Origin of the sequence: Streptomyces sp. NPDC001410, assembly GCF_042895235.1 — a bacterium.
Lineage (GTDB): Bacteria > Actinomycetota > Actinomycetes > Streptomycetales > Streptomycetaceae > Streptomyces.
Genome location: NZ_JBIAWE010000010.1, coordinates 74,999 through 100,282, shown reverse-complemented (window position 1 = coordinate 100,282; position 25,284 = coordinate 74,999). Strand labels below are relative to the sequence as shown.

Below are 25,284 nucleotides of genomic sequence, written 5' to 3'. Positions count from 1 at the left end.
AGTGATCACCGGATCTCCCCACCCGCTGTCCCGGTTCTCCCCTCCCTGAAGGCCTCATGCCCCCGACCCTCGCCTCGCTCGTCCACCACTCCGCACTCAAGCTGACCGTGCGCGCGGGCGAGGACCGGCTCGACGTGCCCGTCCGCTGGGCGCATGTGAGCGAGCTGGCCGACCCCGTGCCCTACATGGAGGGCGGCGAGCTGCTGCTGATCACCGCGCTCAAGCTGGACGCGGAGGATCCGGAGGCGATGCGGCGGTATGTGAAGCGGCTGGTCGGCGCGGGCGTCGTAGGGCTCGGTTTCGCGGTCGGGGTGAACTACGACGAGATCCCCAAGGCCCTCGTCGACGCCGCCGAGGAGGAGGGGCTGCCGCTGCTGGAGGTGCCCCGCCGCACCCCCTTCCTCGCCATCAGCAAGGCAGTCTCCGCCGCGATCGCCGCCGACCAGTACCGGGCCGTCACGGCGGGCTTCGCCGCCCAGCGGGAGCTGACCAAGCAGGCGCTGAACGCCGGCCCCGAGGGGCTGCTCGGCGCGCTCGCCACACAGGTCGACGGGTGGGCGGCGCTGTACGACGCCTCGGGCGCCGTCGTCGCCACCGCACCCGAGTGGGCGGGCCGCCGGGCCGGCCGGCTCACCGCGGACGTCGAACGGCTGCGGGAGCGGTCCGCCCCGGCCTCCTCGGTGGTCGGCGGTCCCGACAACGAGGACCGGGTGGAGCTGCACTCCCTGGGCACGGGCCGGCGCCCGCGCGCCGCGCTCGCCGTGGGTACGGCCGCCGCCCTCGGCACCGCCGAGCGGTACGCCGTCCACTCCGCGATCGCGCTGCTCACCCTCACCACCGAACGGTCCCGCTCGCTGCACGCGGCCGAGCAGCGGGTCGGCGCGGCCGTACTGCGGATGCTGCTGGCCGGGGAGCCGGACCATGCCCGGGCCGTCGCCGGTGACCTGTACGGCGGGCTCCTTGACGCGCCCTTCCGGATGATCGTCGCCGAGTCGGCGTCCGGCACGGCCGTGCGGGCGCACACGGAGGCGGACGCCGACGCGCTGGGCGAGATCGTGGAGGCCGTGGAGTCGGCGGCCGCGCGCGCCGGGGAGGCCGTGCTGGTCGTGCCCGAGGGGGAGCGGCTGGTGGTGCTGGCCGCGGACGGGGGTGCGGCGGTGGCCGCGTGCGCGGCGTACGCGGCGGCGCTGGAGGCGGGGCGGGCCGTGCCCGAGCAGGCGGCCGGGGACGAGGCGGAGCTGGTCGTCGGCCTGTCGGCCCCGGTCGGACCGATCGCCGCGGCGGCCGCCTACAAGCAGGCCGAGCAGGCGCTGTCCGTCGCGCGGCGGCGGGGGCGGGTGCTGGTGGAGCATGAGCAGCTGGCTACGGGGTCCGTGCTGCCGTTGCTGGCGGACGATGCGGTCAAGGCGTTCGCGGACGGGTTGCTGCGGGCGCTGCACGAGCACGATGCGACGGGGCGGGGGGATCTGGTCGCCTCGCTGCGGGCGTGGCTGTCCCGGCACGGTCAGTGGGACGCGGCGGCGGCGGATCTCGGGGTGCACCGGCATACGTTGCGGTACCGGATGCGGAGGGTCGAGGAGATCCTGGGCCGCTCTCTGGACGACCCCGACGTCCGGATGGAGCTGTGGCTCGCCCTGAAGGCGACGTCACCGGAGTAGCCGTAGTCGCACCAGGGAGCTCCGTCCCCTGGACCCCCGGCCCATGCCCACCGACCACCCGACTCGGTGGGCTGAGAGGCGAAGCAAACACAGCCCCTCCAGCCCCCACCACGCCAAACCGGAGTATCCCCACCACCCACCAGTACGACTCGGACAAGCGACCCCCGCCCGCCTCCGCCCTACCGTGGAGCACGAAAGAACACGCACACCCCCATCGCGGAAGGGCCGGGAACTCATATGCCCCAGGAAATGAATGTGGGGGCCACCCACGCCTTCTGGCTCGCCGGCCGCCAGGTCACCGGCGAGGACACCTTCGACGTCACCTCCCCGTGGGACGGCCGTCTCGTCGGCACGGTCAGCGTGCCGACCGACGCCCAGGTCGAGGAGGCCGTGGCCGCCGCGTACGCCGTGCGGGACGAGTTCGCCGCCACCCCGGCGCACGTCCGCGCCGCCGCCCTCGACCACGTCAGCAAGCGCCTGGTCGAGCGCACCGAGGAGATCGCCCAGCTGATCTCCGCCGAGAACGGCAAGCCGATCAAGTGGGCCCGCGGCGAGGTCGGCCGCGCCGTGTCCGTGTTCCGCTTCGCGGCCGAGGAGGCCCGGCGGTTCAACGGCGGCGAGGCCCAGCGGCTGGACACCGACGCCGGCGGCCAGGGTCGCCTCGGCCTCACCCGCCGCTTCCCGAAGGGCGTCGTCCTCGGCATCGCGCCGTTCAACTTCCCGCTGAACCTGTGCGCCCACAAGGTCGCCCCGGCCATCGCCGTCGGCGCGCCGATCATCCTGAAGCCGGCTCCGGCCACGCCCCTGTCCGGCCTGATCCTCGGTGAGCTGCTCGCCGAGACCGACCTGCCCGCCGGCTCCTGGTCGGTCCTCCCGGTCGCCAACGACAAGATGCCCGCCCTCGTCCAGGACGAGCGCCTCCCGGTCATCTCCTTCACCGGCTCCGACAAGGTCGGCTACGCGATCATGGACTCGGTGCCGCGCAAGCACCTCACGCTGGAGCTGGGCGGCAACGCCGCGGCCGTCGTCCTCGGCGACTACGCGAGCGACGCCGACCTCGACTGGGCCGCCACCCGCATCGCGACCTTCTCGAACTACCAGGGCGGCCAGTCCTGCATCTCCGTGCAGCGCGTGATCGCGGACGCCTCCGTCTACGACCGGCTGCTGCCGCGCATCGTCGCCGCCGTCGAGGCCCAGGTCACCGGTGACCCGACCGATGCCAAGACCGACGTCGGCCCGCTGGTCAGCGAGGACGCGGCCAAGCGCGTGGAGTCCTGGGTGAAGGAGGCCGTCGAGGCCGGCGCCACCCTCCTCACGGGCGGCGACCGCGACGGCGCCGCGTACGCGCCGACCGTCCTCACCGACGTACCGGCGGACACCACGATCGCGTGCGAGGAGGTCTTCGGGCCGGTCCTCACCGTGCAGAAGGTGGACGGCGAGGCCGAGGCCTTCGCCGCCGTCAACTCCTCCAAGTACGGCCTCCAGGCGGGCGTGTTCACCCGTGACCTCCAGGTCGCCTTCCGCGCCCACCGTGCGCTGGAGGTCGGCGGCGTGGTCATCGGCGACGTCCCGTCCTACCGCGCCGACCAGATGCCGTACGGCGGTGCCAAGCAGTCCGGTGTGGGTCGCGAGGGCGTGAAGTTCGCGATGGAGGACTACACATACGAGCGCGTTCTGGTTCTCACCGGTCTCGCGCTCTGACCTGCCACGGACAGGTCGGACGGAACGGCCGCAGCCCACTGTGCGGGGGCTGCGGCCGTTCCTTTTGGCGTTCCTATCGCCGTTCCTATTGCCGGGTAAAGGATTCGGCATCGTCCGTTCAATAGTCTTGTTCTGTGCATGACCCACTCGATGGGATGCGAGTCGACCACTTCGTCCGACTCACGGACCACTCAGGGGAATTCATGCACATAGCCCGTACCGGGCGCGGCGTCGCGACTTCCGCGGCCGCCACCGCTGCCCTCGTCGCCGCCGCGCTGGCGACCACCTCGCAGGCCGGCGTCACCACCGCCGCGCCCGCCGCCGTACCGCACACCAAGGCGGTTCCGGCCATCGCAGGGCACACCCTGGTCCATGGCGTGGCCAGCCCGCTCCCGAGCGCGCAGTGCCAGGCCAAGTGGCACATCAACTGCTACAACCCGCTGCAGTACCGCACCGCGTACAACCTCAACCCGCTGTACCGCAAGGGCATCACGGGCAAGGGGCGCACCATCGTCATCGTGGACTCGTTCGGCTCTCCGACGGTCCAGCACGACCTGGACGTCTACAGCAGGCAGTTCGGCCTGCCCAGCACCAAGGTCAAGGTCGTCAAGTGGGGTCACGTGCCCGCCTTCGACCCCAAGAACTCCGAGATGACCGGGTGGGCCGGCGAGACCACCCTGGACGTCGAGATGGCTCACGCCGTGGCGCCCGGCGCCAAGATCGTCCTGGTGGAGACGGCCGTCTCCGAGACCGAGGGCACCACCGGTCTCCCGGAGATGATGTCCGCCGAGAAGCACCTGATCGACCAGGGTGTCGGCGACGTCGTCACCCAGAGCTTCGGCGCCACGGAGAACACGTTCCCCGGCTTCGACCGGGGCGACTTCTCCAGCATCAAGAAGCTGCGCTACGCCTTCCAGGCCGCGAACCGGAAGCACGTGACCGTCCTCGCCTCCTCCGGCGACGGCGGTGCCACCGACATGAAGGCGGACGGCAAGCACTACTACGACAAGCGGGTCAACTCCTGGCCGTCCTCGGACCCGTTGGTCACCTCCATCGGCGGCACCCAGCTCCACCTGAACGACAAGGGTGAGCGCGTCAAGCCGGACAGCGTCTACAACGACTACGGCGCGGGCGGCGGCGGCCAGTCGCACGTCTTCTCCCGCCCGGGCTTCCAGGACGGCGTGAAGAGCATCGTCGGCACCCGCCGCGGCACGCCGGACGTGTCGATGGCCGCCGCGGTCAACGGCGGCGCCTGGATCTACTCCAGCTACGACCCGACCGCCACCGGCTGGGACGTCACCGGCGGCACCAGCGAGGCCAGCCCGCTCTTCTCGGGCATCGTCGCCCTCGCCGACCAGGCGGCGGGCCACCGGCTCGGCAACATCAACGCGGCGCTGTACAAGCTGGCCAAGCTCAGGAACACCGGCGTGGTCGACGTCAACGACGGCACCGACAACAGCTACGAGGGTGTCACCGGCTACAAGGCCGTCAAGGGCTACGACATGGCCACCGGCGTGGGCACCGTGGACGCCCTCCGCTTCGTGACCGCCCTCGCCGAGGCGAGCCACCACAGCTGACGCACCTGCGACGGGGCTTGTGCTGCCCTGCCGACGGCCCGGGTTCACCACCCGGGCCGTTCGTCTGTCCGCGGGCCACAGGTCGCCGATTGGCCCGCGACCCGGATCCGGCGCGCCTGAGAGACTGCGCCTCCCGTGCCGTACTGCGAGGAGACGCCATGCAGGTAGCCGTGGTCACCTTTGACGGATTCAACGAGCTCGACAGCTTCATCGCCTCCGCGCTGATCAACCGGTGCCGCAAGGACGGCCTCGAAGCCTTCATCACGACACCGACGCCGGTGGTGACGTCCATGAACGGCGTCGAGGTGACCGGACAGCGCCCGATGGAATTCGTCACCGAAGCCGGCGTCGTGCTGATCGGCAGCGGCGTGAAGACGCGGGACGTGGTCGCCGACGACCGGCTGATCTCCCGGCTGCCGCTCGACCCCGCGCGACAGCTGATCGGCGCGCAGTGCTCCGGCGCGCTGGTGCTCGCCCGGCTCGGCCTGCTGGACGGCATGCCCGCCTGCACGGACCGCAGGAGCCGCCCCTTCGTCGAGGCCTGCGACGTCACCGTGCTGGACGAGCCGTTCCACGCCGAGGGGAACATCGCCACGGCGGGCGGCTGCCTGGCGTCGCAGTATCTCGCCACGTGGGTGATCACCCGAACGCTCGGCGAGGACGCGGCCCGCGACGTCATCGACTACGTGGCGCCCGTTGGCGAGAACCGGGCGACCGTCGAGCGCGCCCTGCGCGCCGTCCGGACGGGCGAGGCCGCACTGCGCTGACGTCGGTCGTCACCTTCCTCGTCGAGCCGTACAGCTGAGACCGGACACCCACCCACCCCCAACCACCTTGCGGCCACACCGGTTTGGGCACGGCGGGCCGGTGTACCCCGAGGCGGCGCACTGCGCAGGACACGGGGTGCCGCAGCGCTTACATTTGAGTGAGGGGCGTTCCGCAGGCCGGCCAGTCACGGCCCGCCGGGGTGAAGCCGCGCCGCCGGCCCTGAGTTCAGGGATCCGATAGCCATGACCGACGTGAGAGTCGTGTGGACAGGGCTGGAGTGCCGTATCCGGCAGGAGAAGGAAGACGAGATCTACGGCACGATCCAGCTGATCACCGGAATGGATCCGCAACCGGTGGTGAAGTTCCCGGACAGCGGGACGCTGGAGTTCGGGCCGCCGAACGAGCGCATCTTCAGCGCGCAGCGCCTGTTGTACTCCGGGCCCGCCCAGGACATCAGTGTCTCCGCCACCCTGGTCGAATACGACTCCGGTGACGTGGAGAAGGAGAAGCAGGTCGTCTCGGACGCGGTCGCCGAGGCGGCGACCACGGCGCTCGCCGCCTTCACCGACGGCGCCGGCGCCGCGGCCGAGCCGCTGATCGATCTCCTGTCCGGCGCCCTGGTCGACGTCGTCGCCGACGACATCCTGGGAATCGGCAACGACGTGTACAACCCGTCGGCCGCCTTCCTGCCCAAGGACCGGCTGCTGGACGCCGACACCCGGCGCAAGACCCTCCAGCGGCCCGACGACCCGCGCACGCTGCAGTTCACCGACGTGATCGTCCTCAGCGGCACGGACGCCGCGGGGGATCCCGGGGTGTACGGGCTGTACCTGGACGTCCAGCCCGTGGCCGTCGCCCCGTCCGGCGACGCGATCGGCACGCCCACACTGAGCACGGGCGCCCGGGGCCCGGCGGTGGAGAAGCTCCAGCGGCTGCTCAACGCCCATGTGCCCGACCTGCCTTCCCTCGCGGTCGACGGGGTGTTCGGTCCCGTCACGGACGGCAGGGTTCGTGAGTACCAGCGCCGGGTCGAGGTCGTCGTCGACGGTGTCGTGGGCCCGCAGACCTGGGGCATGCTCACCGGCGGCGAACAGGCGCAGGAGGCCGCGGCCGGGACGCCCGTGCTGAAGAGCGGCTCCCACGGTCCGGCGGTCCGCAAGCTCCAGCGGCTGCTGAACGGCCATGTGCCGGACCTCCACCGGCTCGCGGTCGACGGGGTCTTCGGTCCCGTCACGGACGGTCGGGTCCGCGAGTTCCAGCGCCGCCTGGCCCTCACGGTCGACGGTGTCGTCGGCCCGCAGACCTGGGGCGCGTTGACGCACTAGGTCCTGCGGCGTGCGAGAAGGGGCCCGGCATCGCTGCCTTCCGGTGCCGGGCCCCTTCCTGGTGTCGGGATTCTCCGGACCCTCAACCGGAGAAGCCGACCTGCGCGAGCCGCAGTGGGCCGCGCAGCCTGAGGTGGACGTCGTGCACGCCCTCGGTGACGATTCCGGCGCCCAGGGTGGTGTAGGTGTAGGCGTCCGCGGTGGGGACGGAGAGGGTCAGGGCGGCCAGCGGCGGGCCGCCGTCCAGGGACAGCTCCAGGACGCCCTCGCCCGCCAGTTGAGCCGTCACCTCGCTCACGCCGTCGCCGAAGTCGCAGGCCCGGTAGACCAGTTCGGCCGTGCCGCCCTCCGCCGGGGTCACCGCGTCGCCCGCCGCCCTCGTACGGTCGACGATCACGATGCCGGACTGCTCGTCGAAGTCCGCCGCCTCCAGGCCCCGTCGGACGACCGAGCGGGGTGCCGGGGGCTCGCCGTCCAGGGCGACGGTCGCGCGCAGGCGGACGTCCTCGCTGGACGCGCCGAGCAGAAGGTCGTACGGGCCCCCTTCCAGGCGCCATCCGCCGCGTGCCACATCCCAGAACTCGAAGGCGGACAGCGGGACTTCGAAGCGGAGTTCCGTCCGCTCGCCGGGTGCGAGCGTCACCCGGCGGTGGGCGTGCAGCTCGCGGCGCGGCCGGGTCACGGACGGGTCCACCGCCCGGGTGTAGAGCTGGGCGACCTCGTCGGCCGTGCGGTCGCCCGTGTTCGTGAGCGTGCAGGAGACATGGACCGTGCCGTCCTGCACCTGGGCCGACAGGTCGGCGTAGGCGAAGGACGCGTACGACAGGCCGTGGCCGAAGGGGAACAGCGGGGTGCCCTCGAAGTAGAGGTAGGTCTGCCGGCCGCCGATCACGTCGTAGTCGAGCAGGTCCGGCAGGTCGGCGTCGGACGCGTACCAGGTCTGCGGGAGGCGGCCCGCGGGGGAGACGTCACCGGCCAGCACCCGCGCCAGGGCCGTGCCCGCGGCCTGGCCGCCGTGTGCGGTCCAGACGACGGCCGGCAGCCGGGACGTCTCCACCGCGTAGGGGTACGCCGACGTCAGGACCAGTGCCGTGCGCGGGTTCGCGGCGCGTGCGGCGCGCAGCAGCCGCTGCTGGTGGGCGGGGAGGCCCAGGGTCGTACGGTCCTCGGTCTCGCGGCCGTTGATGTGCGGGTCGTTGCCCGCGATCACGAGGACCACGTCCGCCCGCTCGGCCGCCCGGGCCACCGCCACCTCACCCCGCTCGACCGTGATCACCTCGAAGACGTCACCGGTCTCGGCAACCTTCACGCCGTCGGCGGCGACTGAGACATGGCGACCCGTGCCCAGATGCGTGAGGAGGTGACCGTTCTGGTGCGGTTCCAGGTGGAACGTCTCCTGGACCACCCAGCCGCCGGGCTGGTCCGCCGAGGCGCGGACCCGGCCGTCCTCGGCGACGGACAGATAGCGGCCGTCGGGCGCGCGCAGAGTCAGCACGCCCTCGCCCCAGTCGACCAGCGCGAACTCGGTGCCGGTGGCGTCCGTGGTGAGCGGGGGCAGGTCGGTGCGGCCGGACAGCAGGGCCGGGTCGAGGGCGCCCGCGGAGCCGCGCGCCTCGTCGGGGGCGTCCGTGGGCGGCACCTGGAGGAAGGCACCGGCGGTGGTGCGCAGGCGGACGCGGTCCACGCCCTCCGCGAACTCCACCCGCTCCGCGCCGAAACGCTCGTAGAGGCCCTCCAGGGGGGTGGACCGGTGCAGGAGGCTGCCGCTGTACCAGTCGAGCTTGCACTCGTCGGCGAGCAGGCCGACCACGGCGATGCGGGTGTCCGGTGCGAGGGGCAGCAGATCGTCGTCGTTCTTCAGGAGGACCACGGCCTGTTCGGCGGCCTCCTGGGCGAGGGCGCGGTGGGCCGGGGTGTCGAATTCGCCGGTGCCCCGGTGGGGGTCGTAGTGCGGGTCGAACTCGCCGAGGCGGAAACGCACCGAGAGCTGGCGGCGGACCGCGGTGTCGATGTCCGCCTCCGTCAACAGGCCCTGCGCGAGGGCGCCCCTGGCCCGTGCGGTGATCTGCGTGGCGTCCGTGCCGTGGTCGGTGAAGCTGTCCACGCCGGCCAGCAGGGCGGCCGCGGTCGCCTCCTCGTGGGTGTCGAAGTAGTGCTCGGCGTCGACCAGGTTGGAGGGCGCGCCCGCGTCCGAGCAGACCAGCAGGTCCTCCTCGGTCCAGGCGCGCAGCTGGGCGCGCAGGTACGGGGAGACGTGGTTGGGGCGGCCGTTGACCAGGTTGTAGGCGGGCATCACCCCGGCCACCGCGCCCGCCTCGACCGTCTCCCTGAAGGCGCGCAGGTCGTACTCGTGCAGCACGCGCGGGCGGACCGACGCGGACGAAGTGGCCCGGTCCGTCTCGTTGTTGTGGGCCAGCCAGTGCTTGAGGACGGGGGCGGTGCGCCAGTACGTCGGGTGGTCGCCGCGCAGACCGTGCGTGTACGCCGTGGCGATGGCCGAAGTGAGCTTCGGGTCCTCGGAGTAGCCCTCCTCGTTGCGGCCCCACAGGGGGTGGCGCAGCAGGTTGACCGTCGGGGACCAGACGTTGAGACCGACCCGCTCGTCGTGGGCGCGCATCGCCCGGACCTCCCGGGACACCGCCTCTCCGACCCGCCGTACGAGGTCCGGGTTCCAGGTCGCGCCGAGGCCCACGGCCTGCGGGAACACCGTCGCCGGGCCCATCCAGGCCACCCCGTGCAGCGCCTCCTGGCCGGTGCGGAACGCGGCGATGCCCAGACGTTCGACGGCGGGCGCGAACTGGTGCAGGAAGGAGACCTTCTCGTCCGGGGTGAGCCGCGCCAGCAGGTCGTCGATGCGCTTTTCGATCGGCAGCTGCGGATCGCGGAAGGGCGGCGTGGTCGGCGGGTGATCGGTCACGGGCGGTTCCCCTTGCGATGGAACGAGATGGAACGGCGTGAAGCTTTCGAAGCGCTTCGATGCTCATTCGGCGACCCGTCAGATGTCAAGGCGCTGTGCCGAAACAGGCCGGACATCTCACCTACAGGTCAAGGGGGATGGACGCTCTGCGAGCCGCCTGGCACATCGGAGGAATCTTGGGGACGACCCTTGTGCGCCCCCAGGTGTTCACTTAACCTCGCAGCAACATCGAAGCGCTTCGACTCGCCGCCCCGCACAGCGAACGCTTCAGCTCAGCCAGATCCACTCGAGACACCGCAGCCGACGGCCCACCGCCGGGTGTCCTGGTGCGCCATGAAGGGTTGACGCAATGACGCCGAACGCCGCCTCCGCATCCTCCGCGCCCAGCCGGAGAAGCTCCCCCAGCCGGAGAAGCTTCCTCGCCTCCACCGCGGTCGCCGCCGCGGCGGTGACCGGAGGGATGCCGCTGCTCACCGCCTGCGGCGGCGATCAGGAGGGCCGCAAGGAGGGCACCACCTCGGGCAAGGCGGCACAGAAGATCCTCCCGGCGTACGTCGCCTCCAGTGTGGTGGCCCCGGACATCCCGGCGAAGAACGGCTCGGCGGCCGGCTTCACCCGGGCCGTCGCCATGGACCAGCTGAAGACCTCGGTCCAGAAGAAGCTCGGCAGCGGCGGCAAGCTGAAGATCATGGCCCCGCTGTGGGGCACCCCGCCGGACAACGGCAACCCGTACTACAAGGCCATGAACGAGGCCATCGGCGTCGACGTCACCTGGCAGAACCAGGACGGCAACACCTACGACGAGAAGCTGGGCGCCGTACTCGCCTCCAGCGACATCCCGGACGTCGTGGTCGTCCCCGGCTGGAACCTCATGGGCAAGATACCCAGCGCCATCAACGCCAAGTTCGCCGACCTCGGCCCCTACCTGTCCGGCGACAAGGTCAAGGACTACCCGAACCTCGCGGCCGTCCCCACCGACGCCTGGCAGCGCGCCATCTTCGGCGGCCAACTCCGCGCGATCCCGATGCCCGGCTCCTACGTCACCAACATCGCCCCCTTCTACCGCAAGGACGTCTTCGCCAAGAAGGGCTGGCAACTCCCGAAGAGCACCGACGAGTTCCTCGCCTGGGCGAAGGAGGCCACCGACGCCAAGGGCGGGGTGTGGGCCTGCTCCGACATGAAGTGGACCGCGTTCAACGCCTTCGGTGTCCTCAACGGAAGCGACAAGGCGCTGTGGTGGAACCTGAAGGACGGCAAGCTGATCAACCGGGTCGAGACCGAGGAGTACCTGGAAGCCCTGGAGTGGGCGCGCAAGCTGTTCGCCGCGGGCGTCGTGCACCCCGACGACAAGGCCGGCAAGACCGCCAACCCGGCGAGCAACCGGTTCACCGCCGGCAAGCTCCTCGTCTACAACCAGGACCTGTCCGACTGGTACGGCAAGACCTCCGAACAGCGCACCCAGAAGGCCGACTTCGAGATGGCCGCGATGGACATCTTCACCCACGACGGCGGCAACCCGCTGCTGTGGGCGGTCCAGCCCTCGAACATCTTCACGTTCATCAGCAAGAAGGCCTCCAAGCAGCAGATCAAGGACTTCCTCGCGATCGCGAACTTCTGCGCCTCCCCGTACGGCACCAAGGAGTGGCTGCTCACCAACTACGGCGCGCAGAACACCGACTTCACCCTCAAGAAGGGGGTGCCCAACAAGACCACCCAGGGGGTCAACGAGGTCGTCGGCGCCTTCGACTACACCGGCGACCCGGCCCCCTTCGTCGCCCACCCCGACTTCCCCGAGGTCACCCGCGGCATGGTCGAGTGGCAGCAGCGCATGGGCGCCTTCACCAAGAAGTCCTCCTTCTACGGCTTCACGATCACCGAGCCCAGCCGCTGGTCCAACCTGGCCGACAACTTCGAGCAGTTGGAGGACGACGTCGTGCGCGGCCGCAAGAAGGTCGGCGACGTGCAGCAGGCGGTGTCCGACTGGAAGAAGCAGGGCGGCGACGACCTGCGCAACTGGTACCGCAAGCTGCTCGACGACACCGGCTCGGCGAAGTGACCAGCACGGTTCCCCGCAGCAAGGCCGAGGCGAACACGGCACCGCCGGCGTCCCGCGTCACCGGACGCCGGGGGCACGGCGGCAGGCTCGGCCTGAGGATCAGGTTCCGGCGCGACCGCACGCTCATCCTCATGACGCTGCCGGTCCTCCTCCTGCTCCTGGTCTTCAACTACGTCCCGATCCTCGGCAACGTGGTCGCCTTCCAGGACTACGACCCCTACCTCAGCGACAACGGCTTCGTCGCCATGTTCCAGAGCCCCTGGGTGGGCCTGGACCAGTTCCAGCGGGTCTTTGAGGACTCGGAGTTCTGGCACGCGGTGCAGAACACGTTCGTCCTGTTCTTCCTCCAGCTGGTGCTGTACTTCCCGATCCCGATCGCGCTGGCGCTGCTCATCAACAGCGTGATCAGGCCCCGGGTCCGCGCGGTCGCCCAGGCGGTCATGTATCTGCCGCACTTCTTCTCGTGGGTGCTGGTCGTCACCGTCTTCCAGCAGATCTTCGGCGGCGCCGGCGTCATCGCGCAGACCCTGCGGCAGCACGGGCACTCCGGGTTCGACATCATGACCGACCCCTCGGTCTTCAAGTACCTGGTGACCGCCCAGATGGTCTGGAAGGACGCGGGCTGGGGCATCATCGTCTTCCTCGCGGCCCTCGCCGCCGTCTCCGCCGACCTGTACGAGGCCGCCGCCATGGACGGCGCGGGACGCTGGCGCCGCATGTGGCACATCACGCTGCCCGCCCTGCGCCCGGTGATCGCCCTGCTGCTGGTGCTGCGCGTCGGCGACGCCCTCAGCGTCGGCTTCGAGCAGTTCCTGCTCCAGCGGCAGGCGGTGGGGCCGGACGCCTCCGAGGTGCTGGACACCTACGTGTGGTGGAACGGCATCCGCAACCAGGACTTCAGCTATGCGGCGGCGGCCGGCCTGATCAAGGGCGTCGTCGGACTGACCCTCGTCCTCGTGGCGAACAAGGTGGCCCACCTCATGGGCGAGCAGGGGGTGTACGAGAAGTGAGTGCCGTGGTCGACCGGGCGCCGGTGGCGGGGGAGAAGCCGAGCAGATGGGCAGCGCCGCCGCGGCCGGCGTGGGAGGAGGAGCCGGCGAAGGCCGGGCTGGCCGGGAAGGGGCTGGTCCTCGGCATCGCCTGCTTCGCGATCCTCTTCCCGCTGTGGATCGTGATCGTCACCAGCCTGTCCCCGAAGAAGGTCATCGACGAGACGGGCGGCCTGGTGGTGATCCCGAAGGGCATCACCTTCGTCGCCTACCGGGAACTCCTCGGCGGCGGGCAGGTGCAGCGGGCCGCCCTGGTCAGCCTCGGGGTGACGCTGGTGGGCACGCTGTTCAGCATGGCGGTGTCCGTGCTGTGTGCCTACGGCCTCTCGCGCCGGGGCTCACTGGGACACCGCTGGATCCTGCTGACCCTGCTGGCCACGATGTTCTTCGGCGCGGGCCTGATCCCGACGTACCTGCTGGTGCAGGCGCTCGGCCTCACCGACACCTACCTGGCGCTGATCCTGCCCAGTGCCGTGAGCGTCTTCAACATCCTGGTGCTGCGTGGGTTCTTCATGGGCGTCTCGTCCGAACTCATCGACAGCGCGCGGATCGACGGGGCGGGGGACTGGCGGATCCTGTGGCAGATCGTGCTGCCGCTCTCCCGGGCGGTGCTCGCGGTCATCACCCTGTTCTACGCGGTCGGGTACTGGAGTGCCTGGTTCAACGCGTCGATCTATCTCACCGACCAGAAGATGATGCCGCTGCAGAACGTCATGATCCAGCTGGTGCAGAAGCAGGAACGTCCGGTGGGTCTTGCCACGCAGATCAACACCGGTCAACTGTCGCCGCTGGCCGTTCAGATGGCGGTGATGGTGCTGGCGCTGCTGCCGGTGGCCGTGCTGTCGCCGTTCGTCCAGAGGCACTTCAAGAAGGGGATGCTTACGGGGGCGGTGAAGGGGTGAGCGGTACCGGCTTCGTCACCGGCATCCTCTTCCACCGTTCCTGGGCGGGCATCCGGTACGGGGAGCCCGCATGAAGCCGACCCTTGCCGACGCCACCCGCGGCCGCGTTCTCTTCGGTGGCGACTACAACCCGGAGCAGTGGCCTGAGGAGACCTGGCAGGAGGATGTCCGACTGATGCGGGACGCCGGCGTCAACTCGGTGACCCTCGGCGTCTTCTCCTGGTCGAAGCTCGAACCCGAGCCGGGGCGAAGGGAGTTCGGCTGGCTGGACCGGCTGATGGACCTGATGCACGACAACGGCATCGGCGTCGTCCTCGCCACCCCGACCTGCTCCCCGCCGCCCTGGCTCGGCCGGCTGCACCCGGACACCCTGCCCCGGGACGCCGACGGGCGGATCGAGTGGTGGGGCGGGCGCCAGCACTTCTCGCACTCCAGCGCCACCTACCGCCGGTACGCCGCCGCCGTCACCGAGGACCTGGCCGCCCGCTATGCCGCCCACCCCGCCCTCACGATGTGGCACATCAACAACGAGTACTGCACCTTCGACTACGGCGACGAGGCGGCCGCCGCCTTCCGCCGCTGGCTGCGGGAGAGGTACGGCACCCTCGACGCCCTCAACTCCGCCTGGGGCACGGCCTTCTGGAGCCAGGGGTACGACACCTGGGACGGCATCCTGCCCCCGCGTCACGCGCACTACCTGCACAACCCGGGCCAGGTGCTGGACTTCCGCCGCTTCACCTCCGACATGCTGCTGGAGTGCTTCACCGCCGAGCGGGACATCGTCCGCCGGCACAGCCCGCACATCCCGGTGACCAGCAACTTCATGCCGCTGTGGTGCGGGCAGGACGCCTGGCGCTGGGCGGCGGAGGAGGACGTCGTCTCCGTCGACCTCTATCCCGATCCGCGCGACCCGCTCGGCGCCCAGCGCGGGGCCCTGGTGCACGACCTCACCCGCTCGCAGGCGCGCGGCCCCTGGATGCTCATGGAGCAGGCGGCCGGACCCGTCAACTGGCGTGGTGTGAACCACCCCAAGCCGCGCGGTCTCAACCGGCTCTGGTCCTTCCAGGCCGTCGCCCGGGGCGCCGACGCCGTCTGCTACTTCCAGTGGCGCCAGTCCCGGCAGGGCGCCGAGAAGTTCCACTCCGGGATGGTCAGCCACGCGGGGGAGCAGGGCCGTACGTATCAGGAGGTCAGACAGCTCGGCACCGAACTCGCCCGGATCGGACCCCAGGTGGCCGGGCGGCACAGCGGCGCCGAGATCGCGATCCTGCACGACTGGCACTCCTGGTGGGCCGGTGCCCACGAGGGCCGGCTGTCCACCGAGGTCGAGTTGCCGGACGTGCTGCACGCCTGGCACCGAGCCCTGTGGGAGTCCCACCTCGGCACCGACTTCGCCCACCCGGAGCACGACCTGTCCCGCTACCGGCTCGTCGTGATCCCCCAGCTCTACCTCCTCACCGACACCACGATCGCCAACCTCCTCGCCTACGTCAGCGCCGGCGGCACCCTGGTCTCCGGCTTCCTCACCGGCGTCGCCGACGAGGAAGACCGGGTCAGGCCCGGCGGGATGGACGCCCGGCTGCGCGAGCTGTTCGGCATCCGCACGCTGCACGAGTGGTGGCCGCTGGAGGCGGGGGAGACGGTGGAGTGCGACGGCTTCCGCGGCACCCTGTGGTCGGAGGAGATCGAACCGGAACCCGGTGCCGCCGAGACGGTGCCGTACAAGGGCGGCGAGCTGGACGGACTGCCCGCCGTGCTGCGCAGGGGGCGCGCCTGGTACGTCTCCACGCTCCCCGAACCGGACGCACTGCGCGCGCTGCTCGCCCGGATCGCGGCCGAGGCGGGCGTGCGCCCGGTGCTCGACGGGCTCCCGGCGGGAGTCGAGGCGGTGCGCCGGGGCGAGCTGCTGTTCCTGCTCAACCACGGGCGTGAGCCGGTCGCCGTCGAGGTCCCGGGCACCCACCACGAGCTGCTCGGCGACACAACCGTCACCGGCGAGGTCACCCTCGGCCGCTACGGCGTGGCGGTGCTGCGGTCATGAGCCACGTCCCCGTCCACGGCACCTGGGAACCGGCCCCCGCCGCCCGCTGGGAGGACGCCTTCCTGAGCGGCAACGGCCACCACGGCGCCCTTGTGTTCGGTGATCCGAACAATGACCGGGTCATCGTCACCCAGCACACCCTGGTCCGCCCCAACGGAGGCGAACGCGCCCGGCCGCCCCGCCTCGCCGCCGAACTTCCCGCCCTCCAGGTCCGGTTGCTCGCGGGAGACCTCACCGCGGCCGGGAGCTTCACCGACGGCCGCCCGCTCCAGTGGGTACAGCCGTTCCACCCGGCCTTCCAGATACGGGTGAGCAGGCCCGCCGGCAGCGTGCGCGGTTACCGCCGGGCCCTCGACTTCACCACCGGCGAGGCCACGGCCGCCTGCGCCGACTGGAACAGCCGCGTCTTCGTCTCCCGCGCCGACGACGTGATCGTGCAGGAGGTCATGGCGGGCGACCTGGTCGTCTCGCTGGACCACCGGCTCCCCGGCGCCCCGGCCGGCCTCGGCGTCGGCCACGGCGCGCTCCTCACCCCCGAGGGCGCCCTGCTGAGCCTGCGCGCCCGCTACCCGGACAGCGACCGCGCCTACACCGGCGTGACCCTGGCCGCCGTTTTCGGCGGCACCGCCGAACTGGTCCCGCCGGGCGTCCGCGTCACCGGCGCCCGCTCGGTGCTGCTGCTGACCCGGGTGCGCCGCCACACCGGCGACCTGGACGTAGTCGCCGAGGGCCGGGAGCTGCGCGCGCTCCTCGGGAGCCGTGAGGGGACGTACGACGCTCTCCTCGGCCGCCACCTGGACCGCCACCGCAGCGCCTACCAGCGGGTCACCCTCGACCTGGGCGGCGACCCGGCCGATCGCGCCCTGCCCGGCTCGGAGCTGCTGAAGCACCCGCACAGCACCGCCCTGCTGGAGCGGCTCTTCGCCGCCGGCCGCTACCACCTGCTCTCCAGCAGCGGTCTGTGCCCGCCGCGCCTGACCGGCCTGTGGACCGGCGACTGGAACACGGCCTGGTCCGGGGCGTTCACCAACGACGCCAACCTGAACCTACAGATCGCCTCCGCAGCGGCGTCCGCCCTCCCCGAAGTGACCGAAGCGCATGCCTCATTGATCCACCGTCAGCTCCCGGACTGGCAGGACAACGCCCGCTCGGTCTTCGGCACGCGGGGCGTCGTCGCGCCCGCCCACAGCGACGGAGAGTCCGGCTTGTCGTACCACTTCAGCCGCGAGTACCCGCTGCACCTGTGGACGGCCGGCGCCGACTGGTTGCTCAAACCGCTGGTCGACCACGACGAGACCCGCGGCGCGCAGGATCCGCGCACGGCCGCCGTCCTCGCCGAGATCGCCGCGTTCTACGAGGACTTCCTCACCCGCACCGACGCCGACGGCCACCTCGTCGTCGTCCCGTCCTACTCGCCCGAGAACCGGCCCGCGAACGCCGGCTGGGGCGTGCTCAACGCGGCCATGGACCTCTCCGCCGCCCGGCACGCCCTGCTGACCGCCGCCCGCTACCACCCTGAACGGGCAGATAAATGGCGGGAGTTGGCTGGCCGTCTGCCCCCGCAGCGGATCAACGCCGACGGCGCCCTCGCCGAATGGGCCTGGCCCGGTCTGGACGACACCTACGACCACCGCCACCTCAGCCATCTCTACGGCGTCTGGCCCCTGGACGAGATCACCCCCTACGACACCCCGGACCTGGCCGCAGCCGCCCACCGCGCCCTCGAACTGCGCGGCGCGGAGAACCACTCGGCCCACGGCCATCTCCACCACGCCCTGATCGCGGCCCGGCTGCGGGACGCCGACCGGGTCGCGCACGCCCTGCGTCAGGTCCTGGAGGGCGACTTCTTCCACGCCTCCCTGATGAGCGCCCACTACCCGAACCGGGACGTCTACAACGCGGACGCCGCGCACACCCTCCCCGCCGTGCTGATCGAGACGCTCGTGCAGTCCACCCCGGACCGGCTCGTCCTGCTGCCGGCCGTCCCGAACGGCTGCCCCCGGGGCGAACTGCGGGGCGTGCGCACCCGGTTCGGCGCGGAGATCGACATCGGCTGGACCCCCGACGGTGCCCGAGCCGTCGTGCGGCCCGGCCGCACCCACCGCGTCGAACTGCGGACTTCCTCCGGCGCGCAGCCGCTCGACCTCGTCGCCGGAGAAGACCGCGTCCTCACCCTGGAGGCGCGGTAACCGAGGAAACTCCCCCCACCCATGGAAGGGACACCCATGGCAACAAGTGTCCTCCCGGTGTGGGGCCTTGTCACCGGTCCCGCGCCCGTCAGGGCGGATGCGACCTTGATGCCGCGGCCGGCGGCAGCCGAGGAGCGCGACGAGGTGTGAACCGCCGAGCGGACGACTCGGCCTTTCACGGCCGAGAAGATGACCACCAACAGCTACGGCGTCAGCAGCGGCTCAGCGGCGTGCAGGGGGCCGGTCCCGGATGGGACCGGCCCTTCTCGTGCGCTCAGCCGGTGATCGGCAGCTGAGCGCCGTCCCGCAGGAACAGCGGGATGCGGTCCAGCGGGGCGTCCACCGTCACGGCCGTACCACCCTCGTACGTCTCACCCGTCCACGCGTCCGTCCAGCGCGCGCCCGCCGGCAGGTACGCCGTCCGGGCCGTGGCGCCCGCCGTCAGCACCGGGGCGACCAGCAGATCGCGGCCGAAGAGGTAGGCGTCGTCGACGGACCAGGCCGCCTGGTCGTCGGGGAACTCCAGGAACAGCGGGCGCAGCACCGGCAGGCCCTCCTCGTGGGCCTCCCGCATCACCTGGAGCACATACGGCTTCAGGCGCTCGCGCAGCCGCAGGTACTTCTCCAGGATCGTGCCGGCCTCCTCGCCGTACGACCACACCTCGTTCGGGCCGCCGGTCATGTCCGGGCCCAGCGGCATGCCCGGGTCGCGGAAGCCGTGCAGACGCATCAGCGGGGACAGCGCGCCGAACTGGAACCAGCGGATCATGACCTCGCGGTACGCCGGGTCGTCCGGGTCGCCGCCGTGGAAGCCGCCGATGTCGGTGTTCCACCAGGGGATGCCGGAGAGCGCCGTGTTGAGGCCGGCCGCGATCTGGCGGCGCAGGGTCGCGAAGTCGGTGCCGATGTCACCGGACCACAGGGCGGCGCCGTAGCGCTGACTGCCCGCCCATGCCGAGCGGTTCAGCGTGACCACGTCCGTCTCGCCGGCCGCCAGCAGACCCTCGTGGAAGGTGCGGGCGTTCTCCCGTGGGTAGAGGTTGCCGACCTCCAGACCCGGGCCCGCCCAGTAGCGCAGGTTCTCCGGGAAGCCCGGCTTCAGCTCCGGCTCGCAGGCGTCCAGCCAGAAGGCCGTGATGCCGTACGGGGCGAGGTAGTTGTCGCGGACGCGGGACCACACGAACTCCCGCGCCTCGGGGTTCGTGGCGTCGTAGAAGGCCACCTGGACGGTCGAGGCGACCTCCTTGTCCGGCCAGTCGGCGTGCGCCATCGGGCCGTACTGGGTGCCGATGAACCAGCCGCGCTGCTCCATCAGCGGGTGGTTCTCGGACAGCGGCGACACCGACGGCCACACGGACACGACCAGCTTGACGCCCAGCTCGTCCAGCTCGCGGACCATCGCGGCCGGGTCGGGCCACTCCTTCGGGTCGAACTTCCACTCGCCGAGGTGGGTCCAGTGGAAGAAGTCGCAGACGATCGCGGAGAGGGGCAGGCCCCGACGCCTGTACTCCCGCGCCACCTCCAGGAGTTCGTCCTGGGTGCGGTAGCGCAGCTTGCACTGCCAGAAACCCGCCGCCCACTGAGGCAGCATCGGCGAACGCCCGGTCGCCGCGCTGTAGGCGCGCTGTCCGTCGGCCGGGGTGCCCGCGGTGATCCAGTAGTCGAGCTGCCGGGCCGAGTCGGCCACCCAGCGGGTGCCGTTGGCCGCCAGCTCCACCCGGCCGATCGCCGGGTTGTTCCACAGCAGGGTGTAACCCCGGCTGGAGACCAGCACCGGGACGCTCACCTCGGCGTTGCGCTGCACCAGGTCCAGCACCAGGCCCTTCTGGTCCAGCCGGCCGTGCTGGTGCTGGCCCAGGCCGTACAGCTTCTCGCCCTCGTAGGCGGCGAAGCGCTGCTCCAGCCGGTGGTGGCCGTTGCCGACGGCCGTGTACAGGCGCGAGCCGGGCCACCAGAAGTGGGCGCGCTCCTCCGCGAGCAGCTCCGAGCGGTCGTCGGTGCGAAGGAAGCGGATCAGCCCCTCGGCGCTCACCTCGACGGTGAGTGTGCCGACCGTCAACAGCCCCTGTTCCTCGGTGACCTTGACGGTGCTCTCGGTGGCCGGCGGGGCGTCCAGCAGTGCGCCCGGCAGCCCGTCCAGGAGCGGGCCGCCGAGCCGGGCGCGCACCCGGACCGCGTCCGGACCCCACGGCTCGATCCGCACCGTCTCCTGACGGCCGCTCCACTCCAGCGCCCCGTCCCGCTCACGGAAGGTGCCGACGGTGGGGGAGGACTGCGCGAGGCTGACCTTGGGCTGAATTCCGGCAGGCTGATTCACGGCATGCTCCTGAAGAGAGGAGTGCAGACAGGGACAGCAGGCAGAGGTGTGCCCCGGACGTCCGGGGCACCGGGAGCAGCTACGTCAGGACGCGGCGGGCGCCGGTCCCGAACTCGCCCGTACCGTCAGCTCGGGCGCGATCAGCACGACCTCGTCGCCGCCCCGCCCGTCCAGCTTGGCCACCAGGTGCTCCACGGCGTGCCGGCCCATCTCCTGCGCGGGTACGGCGACCGAGGTCAGCCGCACCGAGGCCTGCACCGCCACCTGGTCCGGGCAGATCGCGACCACGGACACGTCCTCGGGCACGGCCCGCCCCTGCTGGCGCAGCAGCGCGAGCAGCGGCTCCACCGCGGACTCGTTCTGCACGACGAACCCGGTGGTGCCCGGGCGCTCGTCGAGGATCCGGGCCAGGGTCAGGGCCATCGCGTCGTACCCGCCCTCGCACGGGCGGTGCAGCACCCGCACGCCCGTCTCGCGGGCGCGGGAGCGCAGCCCGTCGAGGGTGCGCTCGGCGAAGCCGGTGTGCCGCTCGTAGACGGCCGGGGCCTCGCCGATGACAGCGATGTCACGGTGCCCGAGCCCTGCCAGATGCTCCACGCACAGCGCGCCCGTCGCACTCCAGTCCAGATCCACGCAGGTCAGACCGATGGTGTCGGCGGGCAGTCCGATCAGCACCGAGGGCTGGTCGGTCTCCCGCAGCAGCGGCAGCCGCTCGTCCTCCAGCTCGACGTCCATCAGGATCATCGCGTCGGCGAGACCGCTGCCGGTGACCCGGCGCACCGCGTCGGGGCCCTCCTCGCCGGTGAGCAGCAGGACGTCGTACCCGTGGGTGCGGGCCGTGGTGGCCACCGCGATGGCGATCTCCATCATCACCGGCACGTACATGTCGGTGCGCAGCGGGATCATCAGCGCGATGATGTTCGACCGGTTGCTCGCCAGGGCGCGCGCGCCCGCGTTGGGGTGGTAGCCGAGCTCGCGGATGCTCTGCTCGACCCGCTGCCGGGTGGTGGCGGAGATGGACCGCTTGCCGCTGAGGACATAGCTCACCGTGCTCGCCGAGACTCCGGCGTGCTGGGCGACCTCGGCAAGGGTGACCATCCAGCTCTCCAAGCTTTGTGAAGCGCTTCGACATTGCGCATTGCTGACAAGGGCGAGTGAGGGTGTATTGACAGTAGCTTCAGCGGAGGTGGGTGTCCATAGGCTGTCGAAGCGCTTCGACACCAATTCCGAAGCCAAGGGTTCGGCAACCTTTCGGCGGGCCGGCGACCACAGGGAGGCGGCAGACGAACCGTCCCCCGGAAGGACCCTCGATGCAACACCGCAGACCGCGCCTGTCGAAGAAGGCGAAGACGCTTGTCGCCGCCTCCGTCGCCCTGGCCGCCGCCGCAGGCGTCACCATGGCGCAGGCCGGCGAGTCGAGCAAGAAGTGCACGGCCTTCGACACCGTCACGCTCGGCAAGTACTACGTCAACAACAACCTGTGGGGCCAGGACAAGGGCACCGGCACCCAGTGCGTCTGGGACAACTCCCGGAGCGGCTCGACGATCTCCTGGGGCACGGACTACACCTGGGCCAACAGCAGCAAGGGCAAGGACTCCGACGTGAAGTCCTACGCCGGCACGGTCCTCGGCCGGCACTGGGGCTGGAAGACGGACCGGGCGAGCACCGGGCTGCCGGTCCGGGTCGGCGACCGCAAGAAGATCACCGCCAAGTGGAGCTTCGCGCTCAGCTCGAACCCCGGAACGATGAACGTCGCCTACGACCTGTGGCTGCACGCCAAGGGCAGCGCGGACTGGCCCGACCAGCCCACCGACGAGGTCATGATCTGGCTCGACCGGCAGGGCGGCGCGGGCCCGCTCGGCACCAAGTACGGCAGCGTCAGCCTCGACGGCGCCATGTGGGACATCTACCGGCTGGAAGGTCTACTCCTTCGTTCGCCGTACCAACACCACGAGTGCCACGCTGAACCTGGACGACTTCACCCAGGCACTCGTTCGGCGCAAGCTGCTGAGCAACGACAAGTACCTCTCCGGGATCGAGGCCGGAACCGAGGTGTTCAAGGGCTCCGGGCGGCTGGACACGAAGTCGTACTCGGTCGACATCGGCTGAACCCGCCCGCCGGCGTCGACCGAGCGGCGCGCGAGGACTGGTGGGGTCGGCCGGATTCGGGTACCAACGATCCAGTAGCACTGGTCGGTAAGGATCGGTCCTCAACATCCCTATTGCGGCGAGGTGAGCCTCATGTCCGCCTTCACCACCCAACGCAAGACCGTCACTGAGCGCGAGGCACGCCAGGTGGCGGAGGCCGCCCGGGAACAGGACTGGCGCAAGCCCAGCTTCGCCAAGGAACTGTTCCTCGGGCGCTTCCGGCTCGACCTCATCCATCCCCATCCGCTCCCGGAGCCCGAGAGCGTGCGCCGCGGCGAGGAGTTCCTCGCCAAGCTGCGCGTCTTCTGCGAGACGACGATCGACTCGGCCCGCATCGAGCGCGAGGCACGCATCCCCGACGAGGTCGTCGCCGGGCTGAAGGAACTCGGCGCGCTAGGCATGAAGATCGACCCCAAGTACGGCGGTCTCGGCCTCACCCAGCTGTACTACAACAAGGCCCTCGCGCTGGTCGGCTCCGCGAGCCCCGCGGTCGGCGCCCTGCTCTCCGCCCACCAGTCGATCGGCGTACCCCAGCCGCTGAAGCTCTTCGGCACCCAGGAGCAGAAGGACGCCTTCCTGCCCCGCTGCGCCCGCACCGACATCTCCGCCTTCCTGCTCACCGAGCCGGACGTCGGCTCCGACCCGGCCCGCCTCGCGACGACGGCCGTCCCGGACGGGGACGACTACGTCCTCGACGGGGTGAAGCTGTGGACCACCAACGGGGTGGTCGCCGACCTGCTGGTCGTCATGGCGCGGGTGCCGAAGTCCGAGGGGCACAAGGGCGGCATCACCGCCTTCGTGGTGGAGGCGACCGCCGAAGGCGTCACCGTGGAGAACCGCAACGCCTTCATGGGTCTGCGCGGCATCGAGAACGGCGTCACCCGCTTCCACCAGGTCCGGGTCCCGGCCGCCAGCCGCATCGGCCCCGAGGGCGCGGGCCTGAAGATCGCGCTCACCACCCTCAACACCGGCCGGCTGTCGCTGCCCGCGATGTGCGCAGGCGCCGGCAAGTGGTGCCTGAAGATCGCCCGCGAGTGGGCCGCCGAGCGCGAGCAGTGGGGCAAGCCCGTCGCGCTGCACGAGGCCGTCGGCTCCAAGATCAGTTTCATCGCGGCCACGACCTTCGCCCTGGAGGCGGTCCTCGACCTGTCCTCGCAGATGGCCGACGAGGACCGCAACGACATCCGCATCGAGGCCGCCCTCGCCAAGCTCTACGGCTCCGAGATGGCCTGGCTGATGGCCGACGAACTGGTCCAGATCCGCGGCGGCCGCGGCTACGAGACGGCCGAGTCCCTCAAGGAGCGCGGAGAGCGCTCCGTCCCGGCCGAGCAGATCCTGCGCGACCTGCGCATCAACCGGATCTTCGAGGGCTCGACGGAGATCATGCACCTGCTCATCGCCCGCGAGGCCGTGGACGCCCACCTCTCGGTCGCCGGTGACCTCATCGACCCCGACAAGTCCCTGTCGGACAAGGCGCGGGCGGGCGTGGGCGCGGGCGTCTTCTACGCCAAGTGGCTGCCGAAGCTGGTCGCCGGACCCGGTCAACTGCCCTCCTCGTACCACGAGTTCAAGCGTGAGACGGATCTCTCCGGCCATCTGCGCTACGTCGAGCGGCACGCCCGCAAGCTGGCCCGCTCCACCTTCTACGCCATGTCCCGCTGGCAGGGCCGGATGGAGACCAAGCAGGGCTTCCTCGGCCGGATCGTGGACATCGGCGCGGAGCTGTTCGCGATGAGCGCGGCCTGTGTGCGCGCCGAGCGGCTGCGCGGCGAGGGCGAGCACGGCCGCGAGGCCTACCAGCTCGCCGACGCCTTCTGCCGCCAGTCCCGCCTCCGTGTCGAGGAACTCTTCAACCGGCTGTGGGCCAACACCGACGACCTCGACCGCAAGGTGGTCAAGGGCGTGCTCGGCGGGGCCTACGAGTGGCTGGAGGAAGGGATCGTCGACCCCTCGGGCGAGGGCCCGTGGATCGCCGACGCGACCCCCGGACCCTCCACCCGTGAGAACGCGCGCCGCCCGTACGGCGCGTAGCTCAGCAGTACTTGTCGCTCGGATCCCGCGTCGTCCAGGAGCAGGAGTCGACCTTGGTGCCGCTCGCCTTGGTCAGCGTGGCCGTGTCCTTGTCGTTGTTCCAGACGTAGGCACGGCGGTCCTGGTACTTGTTCGACGCGGTGTCCGAGCCGCTGCCGGTGTGGATCTTCATGTACTTCCCGGCGCCGATCTTGACGTTCGGGAAGACGTACTTGTGGTTCGAGGCGTCCTTCAGGATCCAGCCCTTGAGCGAGACCGCGGAACTGCCGCTGTTCTTGATCTGCACCCACTCGGCGTTGAGGCTCGTGTTGGAGCGGTTGTCCGGGCCCGGGCTGTCGAACCAGACGTGATGGATGTGCACGCCGCCGGCCGCCTGGGCCGGGGTGCTGAGCAGGGTTCCGGTGAGCAGGGCCGCGCCCGCGAGGGCGGGCAGGGCGGCGCGTATGCGCACAGTACGCATGAAGAGATCCCCCCAAGGATGTCGTCCGCGAAGTCGTACCTGGACCGGCTGACCACCGGCCCGACTGAAGTGTTATCACACGATCTTCACTCCGACTTCACAAACGGAGAACCACCCCATCCGGCAACGAAAGCTGTCAACGCAC

15 protein-coding genes and 1 pseudogene are annotated in these 25,284 nt (G+C 70.9%); 12 read left to right on the top strand and 4 right to left on the bottom strand.

Going from position 1 to position 25,284, the window contains the following annotated elements; all coding sequences use genetic code 11:
• Positions 1-56: 56 nt before the first annotated feature.
• The 5 genes from ACFY3C_RS22895 (at position 57) to ACFY3C_RS22875 (ending at position 7,029) form a co-directional block, all read left to right on the top strand.
• Positions 57-1,658 carry a PucR family transcriptional regulator gene (locus ACFY3C_RS22895; RefSeq protein WP_390772046.1) on the top strand — a complete coding sequence of 534 codons (1,602 nt, stop codon included), beginning with the start codon at positions 57-59 and terminating at the stop codon, positions 1,656-1,658.
• 255 nt (positions 1,659-1,913) lie between these two features.
• Positions 1,914-3,359: an aldehyde dehydrogenase family protein gene (locus ACFY3C_RS22890; RefSeq protein WP_390772045.1), complete on the top strand. Its 1,446-nt coding sequence runs from the start codon at positions 1,914-1,916 to the stop codon at positions 3,357-3,359.
• A 203-nt stretch (positions 3,360-3,562) separates the two neighbouring features.
• Positions 3,563-4,936, top strand: a complete 1,374-nt coding sequence (locus tag ACFY3C_RS22885; protein WP_390772044.1) for a S8 family serine peptidase — start codon at positions 3,563-3,565, stop codon at positions 4,934-4,936.
• A gap of 158 nt (positions 4,937-5,094) precedes the next feature.
• On the top strand, positions 5,095-5,703 hold the full coding sequence (locus ACFY3C_RS22880; protein WP_386576419.1) for an AraC family transcriptional regulator: 609 nt from the start codon (positions 5,095-5,097) through the stop codon (positions 5,701-5,703).
• Between the two features lie 243 nt (positions 5,704-5,946).
• Complete coding sequence (locus tag ACFY3C_RS22875) at positions 5,947-7,029, top strand: peptidoglycan-binding protein (protein ID WP_390772043.1); 1,083 nt, start codon at positions 5,947-5,949, stop codon at positions 7,027-7,029.
• An 82-nt stretch (positions 7,030-7,111) separates the two neighbouring features.
• Here ACFY3C_RS22875 and ACFY3C_RS22870 read toward each other — a convergent pair whose 3' ends face one another.
• Positions 7,112-9,946 (bottom strand): glycoside hydrolase family 3 C-terminal domain-containing protein, encoded by a 2,835-nt coding sequence (locus tag ACFY3C_RS22870; protein WP_390772042.1) that lies wholly within the window; start codon positions 9,944-9,946, stop codon positions 7,112-7,114.
• A 349-nt stretch (positions 9,947-10,295) separates the two neighbouring features.
• On the opposite strand from ACFY3C_RS22870, the gene ACFY3C_RS22865 reads away from it, so the two are divergent.
• The 5 genes from ACFY3C_RS22865 (at position 10,296) to ACFY3C_RS22845 (ending at position 18,183) form a co-directional block, all read left to right on the top strand.
• Positions 10,296-12,002, top strand: coding sequence for an extracellular solute-binding protein (locus ACFY3C_RS22865; RefSeq protein ID WP_390772041.1), 1,707 nt, complete (start codon positions 10,296-10,298; stop codon positions 12,000-12,002).
• Complete coding sequence (locus ACFY3C_RS22860; protein ID WP_390772040.1) at positions 11,999-13,012, top strand: ABC transporter permease; 1,014 nt, start codon at positions 11,999-12,001, stop codon at positions 13,010-13,012. Before ACFY3C_RS22865 ends, ACFY3C_RS22860 begins: the two co-directional genes overlap by 4 nt.
• A complete protein-coding gene (locus ACFY3C_RS22855; protein WP_390772039.1) occupies positions 13,009-13,953 on the top strand; it encodes a carbohydrate ABC transporter permease in 945 nt (314 codons plus the stop codon). Before ACFY3C_RS22860 ends, ACFY3C_RS22855 begins: the two co-directional genes overlap by 4 nt.
• Positions 13,954-14,023: 70 nt before the next feature.
• Positions 14,024-15,994: a beta-galactosidase gene (locus ACFY3C_RS22850; protein ID WP_390772038.1), complete on the top strand. Its 1,971-nt coding sequence runs from the start codon at positions 14,024-14,026 to the stop codon at positions 15,992-15,994.
• A complete protein-coding gene (locus tag ACFY3C_RS22845) occupies positions 15,991-18,183 on the top strand; it encodes a glycoside hydrolase N-terminal domain-containing protein (protein ID WP_390772037.1) in 2,193 nt (730 codons plus the stop codon). The genes ACFY3C_RS22850 and ACFY3C_RS22845 overlap by 4 nt, the downstream gene beginning before the upstream one ends.
• 274 nt (positions 18,184-18,457) lie before the next feature.
• Here ACFY3C_RS22845 and ACFY3C_RS22840 read toward each other — a convergent pair whose 3' ends face one another.
• Positions 18,458-20,500, bottom strand: a complete 2,043-nt coding sequence (locus tag ACFY3C_RS22840) for a TIM-barrel domain-containing protein (protein ID WP_390772036.1) — start codon at positions 20,498-20,500, stop codon at positions 18,458-18,460.
• Between the two features lie 84 nt (positions 20,501-20,584).
• Complete coding sequence (locus tag ACFY3C_RS22835) at positions 20,585-21,598, bottom strand: LacI family DNA-binding transcriptional regulator (RefSeq protein WP_390772035.1); 1,014 nt, start codon at positions 21,596-21,598, stop codon at positions 20,585-20,587.
• A gap of 212 nt (positions 21,599-21,810) precedes the next feature.
• Between ACFY3C_RS22835 and ACFY3C_RS22830 the strand changes: the two are divergent.
• Positions 21,811-22,609 (top strand): annotated as a pseudogene (locus ACFY3C_RS22830) (endo-1,4-beta-glucanase).
• Positions 22,610-22,741: 132 nt separating this feature from the next.
• Positions 22,742-24,679, top strand: a complete 1,938-nt coding sequence (locus tag ACFY3C_RS22825) for an acyl-CoA dehydrogenase family protein (RefSeq protein WP_390772034.1) — start codon at positions 22,742-22,744, stop codon at positions 24,677-24,679.
• A 1-nt stretch (position 24,680) separates the two neighbouring features.
• On the opposite strand, the gene ACFY3C_RS22820 is transcribed toward ACFY3C_RS22825, so the two are convergent.
• On the bottom strand, positions 24,681-25,139 hold the full coding sequence (locus ACFY3C_RS22820) for a lamin tail domain-containing protein (protein ID WP_386576407.1): 459 nt from the start codon (positions 25,137-25,139) through the stop codon (positions 24,681-24,683).
• Positions 25,140-25,284 lie beyond the last annotated feature (145 nt).